General features: G+C 46.2%; 18 protein-coding genes. 13 read left to right on the plus strand and 5 right to left on the minus strand.

All coding sequences use genetic code 11. The annotated features are described in order from the left end of the window. Positions 1–5 precede the first annotated feature (5 nt). The 10 genes from dtd to DW091_RS03645 all read left to right on the plus strand — a co-directional run bounded on the left by dtd (position 6) and on the right by DW091_RS03645 (position 7,129). Entirely contained in the window at positions 6–458 is a 453-nt protein-coding gene (gene dtd, locus DW091_RS03600; RefSeq protein ID WP_074616688.1) for a D-aminoacyl-tRNA deacylase, read from the plus strand. An 11-nt stretch (positions 459–469) separates the two neighbouring features. Continuing rightward, the gene (locus DW091_RS03605; protein WP_083337039.1) at positions 470–1,099 is read left to right on the plus strand and encodes an MBL fold metallo-hydrolase; all 630 of its coding nucleotides are present in this window, start codon (positions 470–472) and stop codon (positions 1,097–1,099) included. Positions 1,100–1,102: 3 nt separating this feature from the next. Further along, entirely contained in the window at positions 1,103–2,548 is a 1,446-nt protein-coding gene (gene hemZ, locus DW091_RS03610) for a coproporphyrinogen dehydrogenase HemZ (RefSeq protein ID WP_058695374.1), read from the plus strand. A gap of 26 nt (positions 2,549–2,574) precedes the next feature. Next, positions 2,575–3,015: a GNAT family N-acetyltransferase gene (locus DW091_RS03615; protein WP_058695373.1), complete on the plus strand. Its 441-nt coding sequence runs from the start codon at positions 2,575–2,577 to the stop codon at positions 3,013–3,015. A 124-nt stretch (positions 3,016–3,139) separates the two neighbouring features. Beyond that, complete coding sequence (locus DW091_RS03620) at positions 3,140–3,739, plus strand: TetR/AcrR family transcriptional regulator (RefSeq protein ID WP_118517410.1); 600 nt, start codon at positions 3,140–3,142, stop codon at positions 3,737–3,739. Further along, positions 3,736–4,581: an ABC transporter ATP-binding protein gene (locus DW091_RS03625; RefSeq protein WP_118517411.1), complete on the plus strand. Its 846-nt coding sequence runs from the start codon at positions 3,736–3,738 to the stop codon at positions 4,579–4,581. The genes DW091_RS03620 and DW091_RS03625 overlap by 4 nt, the downstream gene beginning before the upstream one ends. Further along, positions 4,578–5,252: an ABC transporter permease gene (locus DW091_RS03630; protein WP_118517412.1), complete on the plus strand. Its 675-nt coding sequence runs from the start codon at positions 4,578–4,580 to the stop codon at positions 5,250–5,252. The genes DW091_RS03625 and DW091_RS03630 overlap by 4 nt, the downstream gene beginning before the upstream one ends. After that, complete coding sequence (locus DW091_RS03635; RefSeq protein WP_118517413.1) at positions 5,249–5,956, plus strand: hypothetical protein; 708 nt, start codon at positions 5,249–5,251, stop codon at positions 5,954–5,956. The genes DW091_RS03630 and DW091_RS03635 overlap by 4 nt, the downstream gene beginning before the upstream one ends. Before the next feature lie 100 nt (positions 5,957–6,056). Next, a complete protein-coding gene (locus DW091_RS03640) occupies positions 6,057–6,875 on the plus strand; it encodes a nitroreductase family protein (protein ID WP_118517414.1) in 819 nt (272 codons plus the stop codon). A 2-nt stretch (positions 6,876–6,877) separates the two neighbouring features. Further along, the gene (locus tag DW091_RS03645) at positions 6,878–7,129 is read left to right on the plus strand and encodes a TfoX/Sxy family protein (protein ID WP_118517415.1); all 252 of its coding nucleotides are present in this window, start codon (positions 6,878–6,880) and stop codon (positions 7,127–7,129) included. 62 nt (positions 7,130–7,191) lie between these two features. Here DW091_RS03645 and DW091_RS03650 read toward each other — a convergent pair whose 3' ends face one another. Together DW091_RS03650 and DW091_RS03655 are read right to left on the minus strand one after the other, a co-directional pair. Beyond that, positions 7,192–8,571, minus strand: coding sequence for a uroporphyrinogen decarboxylase family protein (locus DW091_RS03650; RefSeq protein ID WP_118517416.1), 1,380 nt, complete (start codon positions 8,569–8,571; stop codon positions 7,192–7,194). Between the two features lie 157 nt (positions 8,572–8,728). After that, the gene (locus DW091_RS03655; protein WP_118517417.1) at positions 8,729–9,385 is read right to left on the minus strand and encodes a Crp/Fnr family transcriptional regulator; all 657 of its coding nucleotides are present in this window, start codon (positions 9,383–9,385) and stop codon (positions 8,729–8,731) included. Positions 9,386–9,593: 208 nt separating this feature from the next. Between DW091_RS03655 and aspS the strand changes: the two genes are divergently transcribed. Both aspS and DW091_RS03665 read left to right on the plus strand, forming a co-directional pair. Further along, entirely contained in the window at positions 9,594–11,369 is a 1,776-nt protein-coding gene (aspS, locus tag DW091_RS03660; protein WP_058695364.1) for an aspartate--tRNA ligase, read from the plus strand. Positions 11,370–11,431: 62 nt separating this feature from the next. After that, positions 11,432–11,881, plus strand: coding sequence for a SoxR reducing system RseC family protein (locus tag DW091_RS03665; RefSeq protein WP_058695363.1), 450 nt, complete (start codon positions 11,432–11,434; stop codon positions 11,879–11,881). Positions 11,882–11,929: 48 nt separating this feature from the next. On the opposite strand, the gene DW091_RS03670 is transcribed toward DW091_RS03665, so the two are convergent. The 3 genes from DW091_RS03670 to DW091_RS03680 all read right to left on the minus strand — a co-directional run bounded on the left by DW091_RS03670 (position 11,930) and on the right by DW091_RS03680 (position 14,995). Beyond that, positions 11,930–12,706 carry a class II glutamine amidotransferase gene (locus tag DW091_RS03670; protein ID WP_074616698.1) on the minus strand — a complete coding sequence of 259 codons (777 nt, stop codon included), beginning with the start codon at positions 12,704–12,706 and terminating at the stop codon, positions 11,930–11,932. Positions 12,707–12,833: 127 nt separating this feature from the next. Further along, a complete protein-coding gene (locus DW091_RS03675; RefSeq protein ID WP_074616699.1) occupies positions 12,834–13,763 on the minus strand; it encodes an alpha/beta hydrolase in 930 nt (309 codons plus the stop codon). Next, complete coding sequence (locus tag DW091_RS03680; RefSeq protein ID WP_118517418.1) at positions 13,760–14,995, minus strand: patatin-like phospholipase family protein; 1,236 nt, start codon at positions 14,993–14,995, stop codon at positions 13,760–13,762. The genes DW091_RS03675 and DW091_RS03680 overlap by 4 nt, the downstream gene beginning before the upstream one ends. Before the next feature lie 146 nt (positions 14,996–15,141). Between DW091_RS03680 and DW091_RS03685 the strand changes: the two genes are divergently transcribed. Beyond that, positions 15,142–15,852: an MBL fold metallo-hydrolase gene (locus tag DW091_RS03685; RefSeq protein ID WP_074616701.1), complete on the plus strand. Its 711-nt coding sequence runs from the start codon at positions 15,142–15,144 to the stop codon at positions 15,850–15,852. The last annotated feature ends 31 nt before the right edge of the window (positions 15,853–15,883 follow it).

Genomic DNA, 15,883 nt, shown 5'->3' on the forward strand with positions numbered 1-15,883 from the left:
CGAATATGAGAGCAGTTATTCAACGTGTAAAAGCATCTGAAGTCAAGGTGGGTGACCAGGTGATCGGCTCCATTGGCCGTGGCTTTAACCTCTTGTTGGGTATAAAGGAAGACGACACAGAAAAGGATATGGACTATATTATCCAGAAGACCGTAAACCTGCGCGTATTTGAGGATGATGAGGGAAAGATGAACCTCTCACTTATGGACGTGGGGGGCGAGCTGCTGGTTGTCTCGCAGTTTACCCTTTATGGCGACTGCCGCAAAGGGCGCAGGCCGAGCTTTTCCAAAAGCGGTCCTGTGGACGCGGCAAAGGCCAAGTATGAGCTCTTTCTGGAAAAGCTGAGGAAGGAACCAGTCGCCAAAATAGAGACTGGAGAGTTTCAGGCAGAAATGGAGGTATCCATTGTCAACGACGGTCCGGTAACCCTTTTGCTGGACAGCGAAAAACAGTTTTAGGAGAATTAATTATGATGAAAATAGTAAAATTAGTGGTAGGTCCAATGGCCTCCAACTGCTATATCGCCTGGGATGAGGACACAAAGGACGCGGTTATTATCGATCCGGGCTTTGAGGATGACCGCATTATGGAAACCGTGGAAAAACATGGTTTAACGGTTGATAAAATTCTGTTGACTCACGGTCATTTTGACCATATAGGCGGCCTGGAAAAAACCAAAGCTCAGACTGGAGCAAAGGTCTATATTTATGCGGATGATGCAGATGCGTTGACGTCGGCAGGTAAAAATTTGTCTACTATGGTAGGGCAGCCTATGAATCCCGGGCCGGCAGATGTATTGCTTCATGACGGGGATGAAGTGGAAATCGGCCCGAATATTAAGCTGACCACTATTCATACACCGGGGCACACTGTAGGGAGCTGTTGCTTTGTGGGCGAGGATGTGATCTTTTCAGGAGATACTCTGTTTGAAGGCTCTATTGGAAGAACCGATTTTCCAGGCGGAAGCTATGAAGATATGATGAAGTCATTAACCCGCCTCATGACCTACGATGACGATATGACCGTACTGCCAGGTCATGGAGAAAATACAGATATCGCCTACGAGAGAGCGCGGAATCCTTTTATCGCCAGAGGTTAACCCTTGGAGAAACTAAGTTTTACACTGGCAGACCGCCTTTATGAATATCCCTGCTTTGAGCTGTACCAGCAGTTCAGGCCCGAGATTCCTGTTGTTTTTAACAAGGTGCTCGAGAACCGTATCGACGTAGATTTTAGCGGAGAGGCACTGGTGCTCACAGCGGTGGAAAAAGGCGAAGTGGTTCTGCAAAAAGAATATGACTATCAAAAGAAACCCCTGGATAAACAATCCTTCAAAGGGTTTCTTTATCTATTTCTGTGTGAATTATTCGGGCATACTCTGGACTGGGGAACAATGACTGGCATCAAGCCGGTCAAAATGGCCCATAACTTGTTAAAAGAAGGGTTGTCACCCATACAGGTAAAACAGAACCTGATGGAAAAATACCAGGCTTCAGAAGGTAAAATTGAGCTGATAACTGGCATCGCTCAGAGAGAGATGGGGATTATTTATCCTCTGAGCCGTAAGAAGGTGAGCGTATATGTAGGAATTCCTCTGTGCATTGCCAAATGTGCCTACTGCTCCTTTATCTCAACCGTTGCGGATAAAAAACGGACTATTGTGGCAGAGTACCTGGAAAATCTGCTGTATGAGGTGCGTCTGACCGGGCATTATCTTAAAGAAAAAGGCATTGTGGCCGATACCCTGTATATCGGCGGCGGAACGCCCTCTATTTTGGATGAGACACAGCTGGAAACATTGTTGACAGCTCTTGATGAGGCGTTAGATCTGCACTGTCTCAGAGAATACACCTTTGAAGCCGGACGGCCCGAAACCACAAACCGCCGGAAACTGGAAATACTCAAAGCACACGGTGTAGATCGAGTCTGTCTTAATCCTCAGACCATGAATGCAGATACATTGACGGCGGTAAACCGAAATTATCCGCCTCAGGCTATTTTAGAGGCATATGACACTATCCGCCATGTGGGTTTTGAGAGTGTAAATATGGATTTGATTTTAGGCCTGAACCGCGAAAGTGAAGAGGCCTTTATGAGCTCATTGGATCAGGTCATCGCTTTGCGACCTGAAAATATCACAATACATTGTCTGGCTGTCAAAAAAGGCTCCGCCATAAAAACAGCCACTGGCCGACAGGTAGAAAATCCTTATTCAAAGGTTTTCTGTGCCGATATTCAAAAGGAACTGGGACGCAAAGGGTATCGGCCTTATTATCTGTACCGTCAGAAATACACACAGGGAAATGGTGAAAATATTGGCTACTGTCTGGAGGGAAAAGAAGGCATTTACAATATCCTCATGATGGCCGAAAAGCAGTCCATTATCGGTATTGGAGCGGGTTCTTCCGGTAAGCTTTATGTACCGGAGACCGATCGTTTTGACCGTATTTTTACTGTAAAAGACGTTAAGACCTACAACGAGCGCACAGAAAATATCATGGGAAAAAAGATGGCGCAGTATGAAGCTTTTTTCAATGATAGGGTATAAAACAAATAAAAATGGAAGTGATAAATATGATTTTTATTGAAATGACAGAAAAACACTTGAAGGAAGCCTCAAAGCTTTTTTCCCAGGCCTTTAATACACCACCCTGGAAGGACTGCTGGACGCCTGAGCGCGCGGAAAAACGCCTGGAGCTTATGCTTTCCAACAACAGTGCCAGTGCCATGGTAGCTCTCGATGACCATGAGTACATCGTCGGAATGATTTTGGGTGACTATGAGTACGAGGATACTAAAATGGCCTTCCAAATTAAGGAGTTCTGTGTAGATGTCAAGCATAAGGGAAAGGGCATTGGTACCCGCCTTCTGGATGAAATGACCGAGCATGTAAAAAAGAACGGTGTGGAGGAAATTATTCTAATGACCCTGAGAGCACCAGAAACCCACGAGTTTTATAAAAGCCTTGGCTATTCTGATGTAGATGAGTGGCTGATGATGCATAAAGAGCTGTAAATATTATACGATCTGCCCCAGGTAAAAGCGGCAGGTCTTTTTTATTCTCTTGACACAGGCGAGTATAAGTGATATTATTTGACTAATAAAATAAAAATAGTCAAATAGAAAAAGAGGGTTAAAAATGCCAAGGGCTTATTCAGATCAGGAGCGGGCTTATATCCGCAAAAGGCTTCATGAAGAAGCTGTTTTATGCATTAAGCAGTATGGAATGCGCAAGACATCAGTCGATGAGCTAGTGCAACGGGTCAACATTCCCAAAGGTACCTTTTATTTGTTTTATCCTTCTAAGGAAATGCTTTTCTTTGAGGTTATAATGGACTTTCACGATACTGTAAAGGCAGAGGTTCTAAAAGCGGCTGGAGCATTGAAGGGCGATATGACTCCAGACGCATTGACAGATCTGCTTTTTCGGTTTTGTAAAATGGCGGACGACAGTGTCCTTGTGCCAATGATTGTGAGTGGCGATCTGGAACTGCTCATGCGCAGGCTGCCCGACGAAGTGGTAGCAGCGCACCAGGCCCAGGATGATTTCAGCGTCCAACAGCTGGCAGCTATGCTGCCAGAAGCGGAGGGAAAAAATCTCGAGCTGTTTAGCGCCGCTTTAAGAGCAGTATTTTTACTGCTGCTGCATAAAAGAGAGATTGGCGCCCCAATGTTTGACGATGTGCTGAAAATGTTGCTGCGCGGTGTGTCAATTCAGCTTTTTGAGGAGAAAAAATGATTAAAGCAGAAAATCTAAGCTTTAGCTATACGCAGGTCCCCTTTATCAGGTCAATCAGCTTTGAGGTGGATAGAGGCGAGATTTTTGGTTTTTTAGGGCCGTCCGGCGCAGGGAAAAGCACGCTGCAGAAAATCCTGACTGGTATTCTGCCCGGCTATAGCGGCAGCGCCGTGGTCAGCAGGAAAGAGGTTCGGAATCACGGCAACAGCTTTTATGAGCAGATCGGGGTGGATTTTGAGTTTCCAAGTTTTTATGAAAAAATGACCGCACGTGAGAACCTTGCCTTTTTTGGCTCTCTTTATAGAGGTCCGCTGCTGCCGATTGAGAAGCTTTTAGAAAGTGTTGGGCTGGAAAAGGACGGGGATAAAAAAGTATCGGCTTTCTCAAAAGGGATGAAGTCACGCCTGAATTTCGTCAAAGCTATCCGTCATAATCCAGATATTCTGTTTTTAGATGAACCTACAAGCGGCCTCGACCCTGTGAGCAGCAACCGTATGAAGACTCTGATCAGAGAGCAGCGTAGTCAGGGAAAAGCGATTATACTGACGACCCACAATATGGAGGATGCCACAGAGCTTTGCGACCGAGTCGCATTTATCGTCGATGGCGAGATGAAAGCAGTGGATACGCCGCACCGTCTGATTATGTCAAAAGGCGCTGCGAGAGTTACCTATTCTTATATGGACGGTGGGGAGAAAAGTGTATCCTGCCCTCTCGAGGCACTGTCCGAGGATATTTTGCTTGCCTGGCTGATCAGCAACAACCGCCTGCTGTCTATACACAGCAGTGAGCCGACTCTCAACGATATTTTTATTGAAATGACAGGGAGGGCGCTGCAATGAGAATCGCAGGTCTTTTAAAAGGTGACATCTGCCAGCAATGGAAATACGGCTTTTATGGATTATACCTGATTCTGACTGTGATCTATGCGGGCGTGTTGTCTATATTGCCTCCGGATTGGAAGGTGCCTGGCACTGCATTAATTATTTTTTCTGACCCTGCGGCGCTGGGGCTGTTCTTTATGGGTGCGGTCATTCTTCTGGAAAGGAGCCAGCGTGTGCTGGAATCCCTGGCTGTTTCACCGGTTCGCTCAGAGGAGTATATTGTTTCAAAGGCATTATCGCTGTCACTGATCGGCACCTTGGCCGCGGCTGTGCTGGGTGTGGTAGGCGGCAGCCCGAGCCTGCCTCTTCTATGTATCGGCACATTTACAGGCGCGATGCTTTTCAGTATGGTGGGCCTGACGGCAGGCGCCAGAATTTCTACGCTTAATCAGTTTATACTGGTAACGGTTCCTGTTGAGCTGCTGATTTTTGGCCCTGCGATTTTATGGGTAGCTGGTTACCAGCCCTGGCTGCTCGGTCTGCACCCTGGTGTGGCGGTTTATCAGCTCATAAGCGGCAGTGTTCACTGGACGGCTCTCAGCCTGCTTTTGTGGCTGGCAATGGCATTTTTGGCGGCGCGAACCGCTTATATAAAGATGACCAGACGTCTTGGGGGTGTGACGTTATGAGAGCGCTGAACCGTTCGTTTTGTTACTTTATTCGCCAGATTGCAGCGGACAAGATGCTGGTTATGGTTTGCGCAGCCCCGCTGCTCTGCGGAGCTTTTTTCCGGTTTGGGATTCCGGCGATGGAGCCATTGTTTATAAAATGGTTTGGCTTTGGTCTTGGGCCCTATTATTTATTGCTGGATCTGTTCCTTTCCGGGCTCACTCCTTACATGCTTTGCTTTGTATCGGCTATGGTTATTCTGACCGAAGCTGACAGTCATATGAGTGCCTATCTCTGCGTTACACCAATTGGTAAAAAAGGATATCTGGCGTCACGGCTGTTTTTTCCCGCTGTGCTTTCCGGGCTGGTATCTTTTTGCGTTCTAACGGCTTTCAGGCTCTCGGTTGATTCAGCCCTTATAACGGCCGGTCTGTCCCTGCAGTCTGCGGTTTTGGGAATGCTGACAGCCATGCTCATTATCAGTCTCGCCTCCAACAAAGTGGAGGGTATGGCAATCAGCAAGCTTTCGGGTCTGATACTGTTTGGTATGGTAATCCCTTTTGTGCTCAAAGGAAGCGGGAAATATGTTTTTGGCTTATTGCCATCTTTCTGGATTGCTCAGTGGGCCATAACGCCAGGCTTTGGTGCTATCCTTATGTTTTCAGGGACATCTGTCCTCTGGTTTTTTGTGTTGTGGCGCCGTTTTTCATTAAAGCTGACCTAGAACAGGAGCCTAAAAACTTGAAATTTTCCCTGTTTGGTGGTATCCTAAGAGCAATACTTGGTATCACAGATAAGATGAATACCAGGGAGAGGTGGTAAGGATGAAAAAATCGGTAATTGAGGCAATGAAAGCCCGCCGTTCAATACGCAGCTATAGCAAGCGTCCCATGCACCACGCAGCAGAAGGGCAGCTTCAGGACTATCTGCGGCACATAGAGCATCCCTTTGATGCACGAATAAGAGTAGAATTAATTAAAAGCGGTGAATACCCCGGTAACCACCGACTTGGTACTTATGGGGTCATTAAAAACGCGCAGGCATTTTTTGCTGTATGCTGTGACCGGAGTGATTTTGCGGAGGAAGCCATTGGATATGCCTTTGAAAAAGTTGTGCTTAAAAGCACGCAGCTGGGATTGGGAACCTGCTGGATCGGCGGAACCTTTAACAAAGGTGCCTTTGCCGATGCAGTTCAGCTGAAGGCAGACGAAATGCTGCCCATTGTATCGCCGGTCGGTCAGGCGTCTGCCAAACCGTCCATGGTTTCCAAAACCATGAGCAGGGTAACCAAGCAGCGCTCCAGGAAGCCGTTTGAGACTATCTTTTTTACAGACAACTGGAATATTCCGCTCACCTTAAAAAGCGCAGGTGAATTTGGCATTCCCCTTGAAATGGTGCGTCTGGCCCCATCCTCAAGAAACTGCCAGCCGTGGCGGGTGCTCATTGCACCTGAGGGCGCGCACTTTTACCGTATGGCGCCGCGCAGCATGAACCGTATTGATCTTGGTATTGCCCTGTGCCATTTTGATCTGGCCTGTCAGGAGCTTGGTATTGCCGGAGAGCTGAAAGTCATGCCGGACGCCGTTATACATACACCTGAAAATGGATTCTATACCATGTCTTGGATGAGAAAGGAAGTGTAACGATGTCACAATTGGAAAAGCTGCCGAATGTTGGAAAAGTGGTTGCTGGAGAACTGGAGGCAGTCGGAATTGATACCCCGGAAAAGCTACGGGCAGCGGGAACGAAGGAAGCTTTTTTAAGATTAAAGCAGAATGATCCCAACTCCTGTCTGCATAAGCTTATGGGACTGGAAGGCGCGATTCAGGGCGTTCGGAAGTATGATTTGCCCGATGAGGTAAAACAGGAGCTTAAGGATTGGTTTAACAGCCTTTAGGGTATCTGTTTAAAATATAAAAATAAGAGCCGCGGGACTTCGTCTCGCGGCTCCTTCTCGTCTTAGACGAGAAGGTACATAAAAAAATTGATCAGCTCGCTGTTGAGCTGTGCCAGGTTTCCTTTAGCAATTTCAGGAACCAGTGGGTTTTCAGTTTTAAAAGCCTCCCAGGTAGTCAGATATCTAGACTCGATTGGTCTGAATTTACCTGGGTCAAAGACAAAGCCTTCTGCATTCAGCGGTGTGCCGCAGGATTCTCCGGCATTTTTGTAGACACCGTATTTCGCGACTGTTTCGGATAAGGCAGTCCAGTTATCAATGTTGACTTCGTTCAGAAGAAACGGGTTTTTGTCAAAGTGGAAGTAGTAGCCGCCGCCTGGCATCATAATGTCGAGCAGCTCTCTGGCTTTGCTTACGACATCCTCTTTGGTGCCGCGGAGGGCAGAAACAGGGAAAAGACCCTGAATAATCATCTTGTCGCCAAGCTTATCCTTAATCAGCTGAGGATTGCCGAATTCAAACCACATCTGTGTTCCGGCAGGGAAATCCTGCAAAACATCCAGGTAGCGTGTCCAGTCATCCTCGCAGAAAATATTGCAGCGTACGCCAAGTGCTGCGTACTGCTCAATCATGGTTTTAAAGGTCGGCAGCCATAGGTCAAGAAAATCTTTTTCGCGCATAAAGGTTGGCATGTGCAATGGAATAAAGACTGACCCTTCAGCGTTTGGAACCTGTGGGCGTCCCCATTCAAACAGTACCGGCAGCAGTGCTTCGCAGGCTTCCTTGAGCTCGCTTCGGTGGCGGCGTATATCCATGCTCACACCGCTGAAGCTTCTGAGCTGATCGGCGATAAAATCAAAGGGTGCTTCTGTCATTCCGGAAGAGCCGGCCGGAGCACCGGGATAGTGTCCGCCCTGTTCCGTAATTTCCATAAACCAGGGCAGTGAAGCGTTGATTGATTTATCCAGACTGGACTGAGCCTTCATAATCGTTGCAGCAGTTTTGATCCCGTCTGCGGGATCAAGATTTTTATATTGGCGTGGAATAACGGTTTCCATCAAAAAGGAAAACGGATTATCGATCAGGGAATGGTACTCATCAGACTGCATACCCACGACCTCAGGATGCTGGACAACGCCGTTCTTTCCCATCACAAAAGACTGGGAGCCCAAAATCTGGTAGAACTCCGCCGGCCGGTTAAGCACCTGGCTGCATGGAAGAATAGGAGTTACATCTGAGATAATGCATTTATCCAGTGACAGGGCAGGCTCGCGCAAACGTCCGTAATCATATTGATAGTCAAAAAGATTCTGTCCGCCGTATTCTGCCACCAGATAGTGTGAGATCATATAGCCAGTAGGTACATGATCGGGAATCCGGTTGTTATAAAAATCATGGAAATTTTTGATTCGCTTTTCTTGCAGTTTCTTGTTATCACTCATTGAAAAACACCTCTCTTTTATTCGTTTGAAAAACAGGCCTGCAACGTTTTCAAATATGTGTCAATTATAGCACAATAAAAAAGGCTGTATATCTTTTAAAAGACATAACAACCATAAAAACATTAAAATAATAAGTTTTTAAGGGAAAATGCAAAAATCAATCGGTGTGATGGGTGTAATTCTGTAGTTTTTTAGTGTTTTTTACGATGATTCGGTTTCTGGCCGTTTCAATAATTTTCTCCTCACGCAGCTGTTTCAAATATTTAGCCACATTGGCCCGGTTCATACCCACAAAGTTTGCCAGATCGTCCTGAGATATCAGAACCACCGGATTGCCGCTGTTGGTGACAGCGCTGTACAAAAAATGGGCAATTTTTTCAAGTCCTGTAGAAAAAAGCTGGTTGATGTTGTCCTCAATGAGCAGCACTACCAGCCGCATATAGGCGTCATACATGGCCTGATTAAGCTCTGGATTTTTATTCAGATAGTGCCCCAGAAGTTTACGGTCAAAGGCCAGGGCTCTGAGATCTGTGGAAGCCGTAAAGATAAGAGAGCCTTCAATTTTATAATCGCCGGGGTAATAGAGAGGCGCGAAGGTATAGGGACCGTAAAAAGCAAAAGCCTTGATATGTCCGCTTTCATGAATAAAAGATGTGCGGATCATACCCTCCAGCACATAGTACTCTTTATCCAGCGGTGCGCCCACACCGCTGAGCGGCGTATCTTTTTTACATTCAAAAACCGTGTGTTCTATGGATGAAAGATAGTCTTCAAATTGTTTGAAGTCATCGCCAAAATAATATTGCAGGTGCATCGAAAGTTCCTCTCAAATCCTTATTTAAATTAGTATAGCATAACTTTATTCATAATTACTTAATATTGTCGTTTAGTCTCAATGTGTAAAGATATAGGATAAAACCCAGAAAAACTGCCCAGACACTTGACATAAAGGGGACGCCTTTTATATAATAATAAGATATGAAAAAGTTAAAATATGCATAGATAACATAACAGGAGGAAAGATGAAAACCACCTATAGAAACGCCCTTTGCGGCGAACTGAATACGGAATTTGTAGGACAGACCGTCAAATTATGCGGCTGGACAGACACCAGAAGAAATCTTGGAGGGGTCCTCTTTATTGATTTGAGAGACCGTAGCGGCAAGGTGCAGCTGGTCGTCAATGAAGAAGTCAGTGTGGAAGCCTTTGCCGAAGCCGAAAAGGTACGTAATGAATATGTGCTCTGTATTGAAGGGGAAGTTGTTAACCGCGATTCAGAAAATGTCAATCCAAAAATGGCAACTGGTGAAATTGAGGTTATGGTTAAAAGCCTGACGATTCTCGACACTGCCGATACTCCGCCGATTTATGTGGAAGACGACGACAAAAGCAATGAGGCTGTCCGTCTGAAATACCGTTATCTAGACCTTCGCAAGCCTAAAAACCAGAAAATGTTAAAAATCAGAGCTCAGGTTGCAAGCATTGCCCGTAACTTTTTAAACGACGAGGGTTTTCTGGAAATTGAAACACCGATTTTAGGTAAACCGACTCCGGAAGGCGCCCGAGACTTCCTGGTACCCTCCCGTGTTCAAAAAGGGAAATTTTTTGGGCTGCCCCAGAGCCCGCAGCTTTTTAAGCAGATATTGATGATTTCTGGCGTCGACCGTTACTATCAGGTTGCAAAATGTTTCCGTGACGAAGACCTCCGTCAGGACCGTCAGCCAGAGTTCACCCAGATCGACATGGAAATGTCCTTTATCACAAAAGACGATATTCTGCCAATCATGGAAAACATGATCGCTAAAATTTTCAGAGAAGTCCGCGGCATTGAACTGGAAACCCCGTTTATCAGAATGACCTATCAGGAAGCAATGGACCGTTTTGGCTCAGACAAGCCGGATACCCGTTTTGGGATGGAATTGACAAACATTTCCGATATCGTTGCGAACAGCGAATTTAAAGTATTCTCAGGCGCAGTTAAAAAGGGCGGCTCTGTCCGTGCCATTAACGCGAAGAACGCGCAGGGCAGACTCAGCAAAAAGACCATAAAAAATCTCGAAAAATTTGCAGCTATCTATAAAGCAAAAGGACTGGCATGGATTGATGTGTCAGATGGAGAAATGAAATCACCGATTCTCAAGTTTATTTCTGAAGAAGAAAAAAATGCGATCTTTGAACGTATGGACGCAGAGCCTGGCGATATGATTTTTATTGTGGCGGATACCGATGAGATTGTCTGCACTGCCCTTGGTCAGCTGCGTTTGGAACTGGCTAAGAAACTTGAATTTGATTTAAGCGGCAAGTTTAATTTCCTATGGGTTATCGATTTCCCGCTGCTCGAGTACGATGCGGAAGCAGGGCGCTATGTAGCTAAGCACCACCCATTTACCGCGCCGTTGGATAAGGATCTTCCTCTTTTGGAAACCGACCCGTCACAGGTACACGCCGATGCGTATGATATGGTCGTAAACGGCGTTGAGCTGGGCGGTGGCTCTATCCGTATTCATAATCAGGACGTACAGGAAAAAATGTTCAAGGCCCTTGGATTTACCATGGAGGACGCCTGGAAACAGTTTGGATTTCTGTTAGAGGCCCTGAAATATGGAACACCACCGCACGGAGGTCTGGCCTTTGGTCTTGACCGTCTCATCATGATGCTTATGGATATTGACAATATCCGCGACGTTATTGCATTCCCGAAGACACAAAATCACAGTTGTCTGATGACTGATGCGCCTGCAGAAGCACAGCTTGATCAGCTCATTGATCTGGGCATCAGTATCGACGAGATACTGTAGGTTTTAAGAATGCCGGACAGGGTATAAAAGGGAAAAAGCAAGCATTAAGGAAGTGATATACGATGAAAGAAATTGGAATCGTTGAAGAACTAAAGGGAAAAAATGCAAAGGTGCTGATTAAGCGTCACGCTGCCTGTGGCGACTGCGGAGCCTGCCAGGTCGGTAAGGAAAAAATGACTATGGAAGCCACTGCTAGAAATACAGCTGGCGCGCAGGTAGGCGATACCGTGTCTGTGGAAATGGAGTTTGCCAATGTTATCAAGGCAACCTCAATTATGTACGGTATCCCCCTTATAGCCTTTGTTGTAGGCTGCGCCGTTGGCTATTTTGCCGCTGTTGCCCTGACTTTAGATTTGGTGCTCATCCCCTTTTTTACCGGTATACTGCTAACGGTCATCTCTTATCTGGTCATCCGAGTTTTTGATAAAAAAGGGAAATTTAACTCGAAATATGAGCCGGTGATCACAGAGATTGAAGTGGAAGCACAGGAATTGCCGCCAGCCGGCGAATAGAATAAAAAATCACGAAAGCCTGCCGAATTTTTAAGTTCGGCAGGCTTTTTAAATTACAAAGCTTCCCTGATCGTATTCTGGAAGCTTTGCAGGTTTAAATACGTGGCCATGGCTTTTTCCAGAATAAATAAGCCGGCGCCCTTTATAGGCAAAGAGCCGGGCCATAGGCACCTTTTCCCAGTGATAATCTTTTTGAGAAAGAGGATGGGTAGAAAAGCAGATATGATTGGATTTTTTAGCTGAGTACAGGGTGTCAATAATATTCGTATGTATATAGTAGGTCTCACCGTCATAAATAATCAGGTTAAGCTTGTTGCGTTTGGCGATGGCAGCAATTTTTTCGTCGAGTAGCACTGCCCGCTGAACCGCGTCCAGAGGATGGCCAGCGTCTTTGATAGCTTTATTCATGGCGTCAGTCAGGTAGAGCAGCACGCGCTCACTGTCGGTTTCGCCGGACTGAGTATCCAGATAAGGGAGCAGCTCCATGCCGGAGTAAATATTGCCATTATGAGCCAGTGTCCATTCTCGTCCGCTGTTATCCCAACTGGTAAAGGGATGGCTGTTGCTTCCGGCAATGGAACCAACGGTGGCAAAGCGGATGTGGGCAATGAGCACAGGGGTTTCAATTTCATGATCCAGCAGTTCTGGAAGCGCCAGACTGTTGTGCGCGCTGACGGCTTCTTTACACATGAAAGCTGTGCCGTTCTTGTTAAAATAACGCAAACCCCATCCGTGGGGGTGCTTATGGCTGTGGGTGTAAAATTCTTTAAGCATGTCATTGGCACGCACGGGGCTGTCCCCAGTAATTCCATAAAGTTCGCACATGGTGTTATCCTTTCTGAATATACATTAATTATATAAAACAAGTATGATTAATATGTATTTTAGTATGAATGAATGAAAATGTCAAGGTAGTTTGCCTGAAAACCAATAAAAAAGAGGCCGAAGCCTCTTAAAAGTGCTTTTGTATAAAGCTCAGGATATCCTGATAAACCTCACGCCGATTGGTTTCATTCAGAATTTCGTGCCGTTTGCCAGGATACAATGTCATGGAAACATCTTTCATATCCGCATTTTTAAAACGCTGGTATAGTGCACGGACCTCCTTTCCCATATTGCTGACAGGATCGCTGCCGCCGGAGACCAGATAAATAGGAAGATCGGCAGGCATCCTGAAAATATTGCGGGGATCATTGGCGTAATCCAGACCGGTAAAAAGGTCATAGAAAAAAGCAGAGGTACAGGTAAAGCCGCACAGCGGATCTTTTAAGTAAGTGTCTACATTCAGCGCATTGACGGAGAGCCAATCGTACTCGGTACGATTAGGAGCAAATTTTTTGTTGTAGCCGCCAAAGGACATTTTGGTCAGCAGCTCAGAAGGGTAGGTGGGGCCGTATTTGGCGATTTCCGCCTTGGCAATAGCCTTGCCGAATGCTCGAACAGCCTTGCTTGCGCCTATAGTAGTTCCGACAATAACACTGCCCTTAAACAGGCCGCCAAAGTCAATAAGACAGGTGCGTGTAACGACAGAGCCCATGCTGTGTCCAAGGATAAACAGAGGCAGGTCAGGATTTTTCTCGCGGACAAGGTCAGTAAGCTCGTGAATATCCTCGGCGATGCGCTGCCAGCCGTCTGCATCGTCAAAATAACCCAGAGTGCCGTCAAAGGTTCCAGTCATGCCGTGGCCGCGCTGGTCGATGGCGTAAACAATAATGCCGCGGCGGTAAAGAAAATCTGCAAATTCGGTATAGCGAGCAGCGTGCTCTGCCATTCCGTGAACAATTATAAGGACGGCTTTGGTGTCCAAATTACGCGGAGTACTGTAATAATATATCCGTGCACCGTCAGAGGCTTTAAAATTTTGGGGATCAAGTCTTATCATTGGGTTCTCCTTCTGTTTTTGATGACTTTTAGGAATATGGCGGCAATGACCACATCAGGTGCCGCTAGAATAAGCGCTGGCAGAAGGACTACGATCGCCGGATGGTTTTCAGCTAAAGCTACCACTGCGTATTCTTTGCGAATGAAGTCTGTCTGTCCTGAGAGAATCAGCTCGCTCAAGGATTCGTGGTCGTGCTTCTGGAAACTGTCAGACGCTTCGATAAAATCTGTACTGTCGAGTATTTGTTTTATGAGCTCATAAAGTGTCAGGGCATTATACCTTGGAATAGATAAAAGCTCTCCTGTAAGCTCGGCACTGGCTGTGAAAAGTTCATTCCAGGTCATTGTGTAATTTGATTTCCAGTATCGGGTCAGGGTGAGGTGGATGAGCAGACGCCTTAAAGTCATACTGCCTTTTAAGATGGATCGGGCTGTTCTGTCTTGTATCAGAGGGTGGATATCTTTTTTATTAAAAGCCCTCGCCAGAGGGACCGACCGGTAGTTTTTAGGAACAAGGTAATAGTAGCCGCCCTCATACTGGCTCAGAGCACGTAGGGCATCGTAGTAGCCCATGTCATAGTTCTGTCTGATCAGCACTGGGTCTACGCTTAAAAAATGGCCAAGATCAGCAGAGTGGGTAATGCGGAGTTCCTCAAGCCCTTCGTATTTTATACGGTCCGATGCACTTATGGGGTTGATGTCAATCATAATCGTGATCATGTCATGGCAGCCTGCGTCATAAAGCATTTTGCGTGGCAGTGGGTCGTAGACGCCGCCGTCAAGGTAACGCTTATTGTCAATGATCACTCTTTTAAAAATGGGCACATTGGAGCTGGCCATAATAAAGTCAACCAGCCTGCCCTGTGGAATATCCTCAATAAAAAGGTATTCCATTTTCATATCGCTTAAATTGTAAGTAGTGAGACCGTAACGAATGGGGGAGCGTCTTACCGCGTCTTCGTCAATGGTTTCTTTTAAAAGTGCACGCAGAGGCTCTACATCCATCAACAGGCCTCTGGTTTCAGCAAAAACGGTTCGGTAGTCAATATGCTCCCAGACATCGCAGGCCAGATCGAGATCGCCTTGGGCTATATAGGCCCCATTAATAGCTCCGATAGAGGTACCCACAACGGCGCAGATCTCGATGCCGTTATCTCTCAATGCCCGGTAAGCCCCGATTTGATAGGAGCCGCGGCTTCCGCCGCCAGACAAAACCAAGCCCGGTTTATTCATGTTGAACCTCCTTTTGATGTCAATGTATTTAAAAAGATTGGATTATCGTGGGATAATCTGTAAATATAGTGTATAATAACTATATTACTATATCATTTAACCATTAAAATGAACTTTAATCAACGAAAAAATGGAGGTTTTTAAAAATGAAATTGACCGTATTGGGCAATACAGGACCCTACCCAAAAGCAGGCGGTGCCTGCTCGGGCTACTTACTTGAAAACGGAGACGCCAAGGTAGTGCTTGACATGGGCAACGGTACACTGGCAAACCTTCGAACCATTTGTGACATCGAGGATATTACTGCGGTAATCTGTTCCCATCTTCACCCAGACCACGTTTCGGATTTGTTTGTGCTGCGCTATGCCCTTGAGATGCGGGGAATGACGATTCCCCTTTATGCCCCAGACAGCCCTGATAAGGAATTTGACCGTCTGGCATATAAAAACGTTTTTGATATTATGCCGATCACTGAAGATATGAGGCTGGAAATTGGCGGTATGACCTTCAGCTTTATGGAAATGCGCCATCCGCTTAAAGATTTTGCGATCAAGGCTTATGATGGGAGATCTACTTTTATGTATACTGGCGATACGGCTATGTGTCAGGCGCTGGAGGAATTTACAAAAGGCGTAGACGTGCTACTGTGTGACTCTGCTTTTCTGGATGATGCGGATTCTGCGATTCACCTGTCAATGGAGAAAGCGATTCAGAACGCTAATAACGCAGGAGTCCGCCGGCTTATCCTCACACATTTTAGTCCTGAGATTTCACCACAGCGTTACTACGAGATTGGAAATGGACGCTTTAATGGACGTTTGTCCAAGGCTGAAATCATGGCGAACTTTACGATTTGATCACTTGCTGAGAGCGGCAAAATAAATAAAC

The sequence above is a fragment of the Eubacterium sp. AM05-23 genome (assembly GCF_003477535.1).
In the GTDB taxonomy this organism is placed as follows: Bacteria; Bacillota; Clostridia; order Eubacteriales; family Eubacteriaceae; genus Eubacterium; species Eubacterium maltosivorans.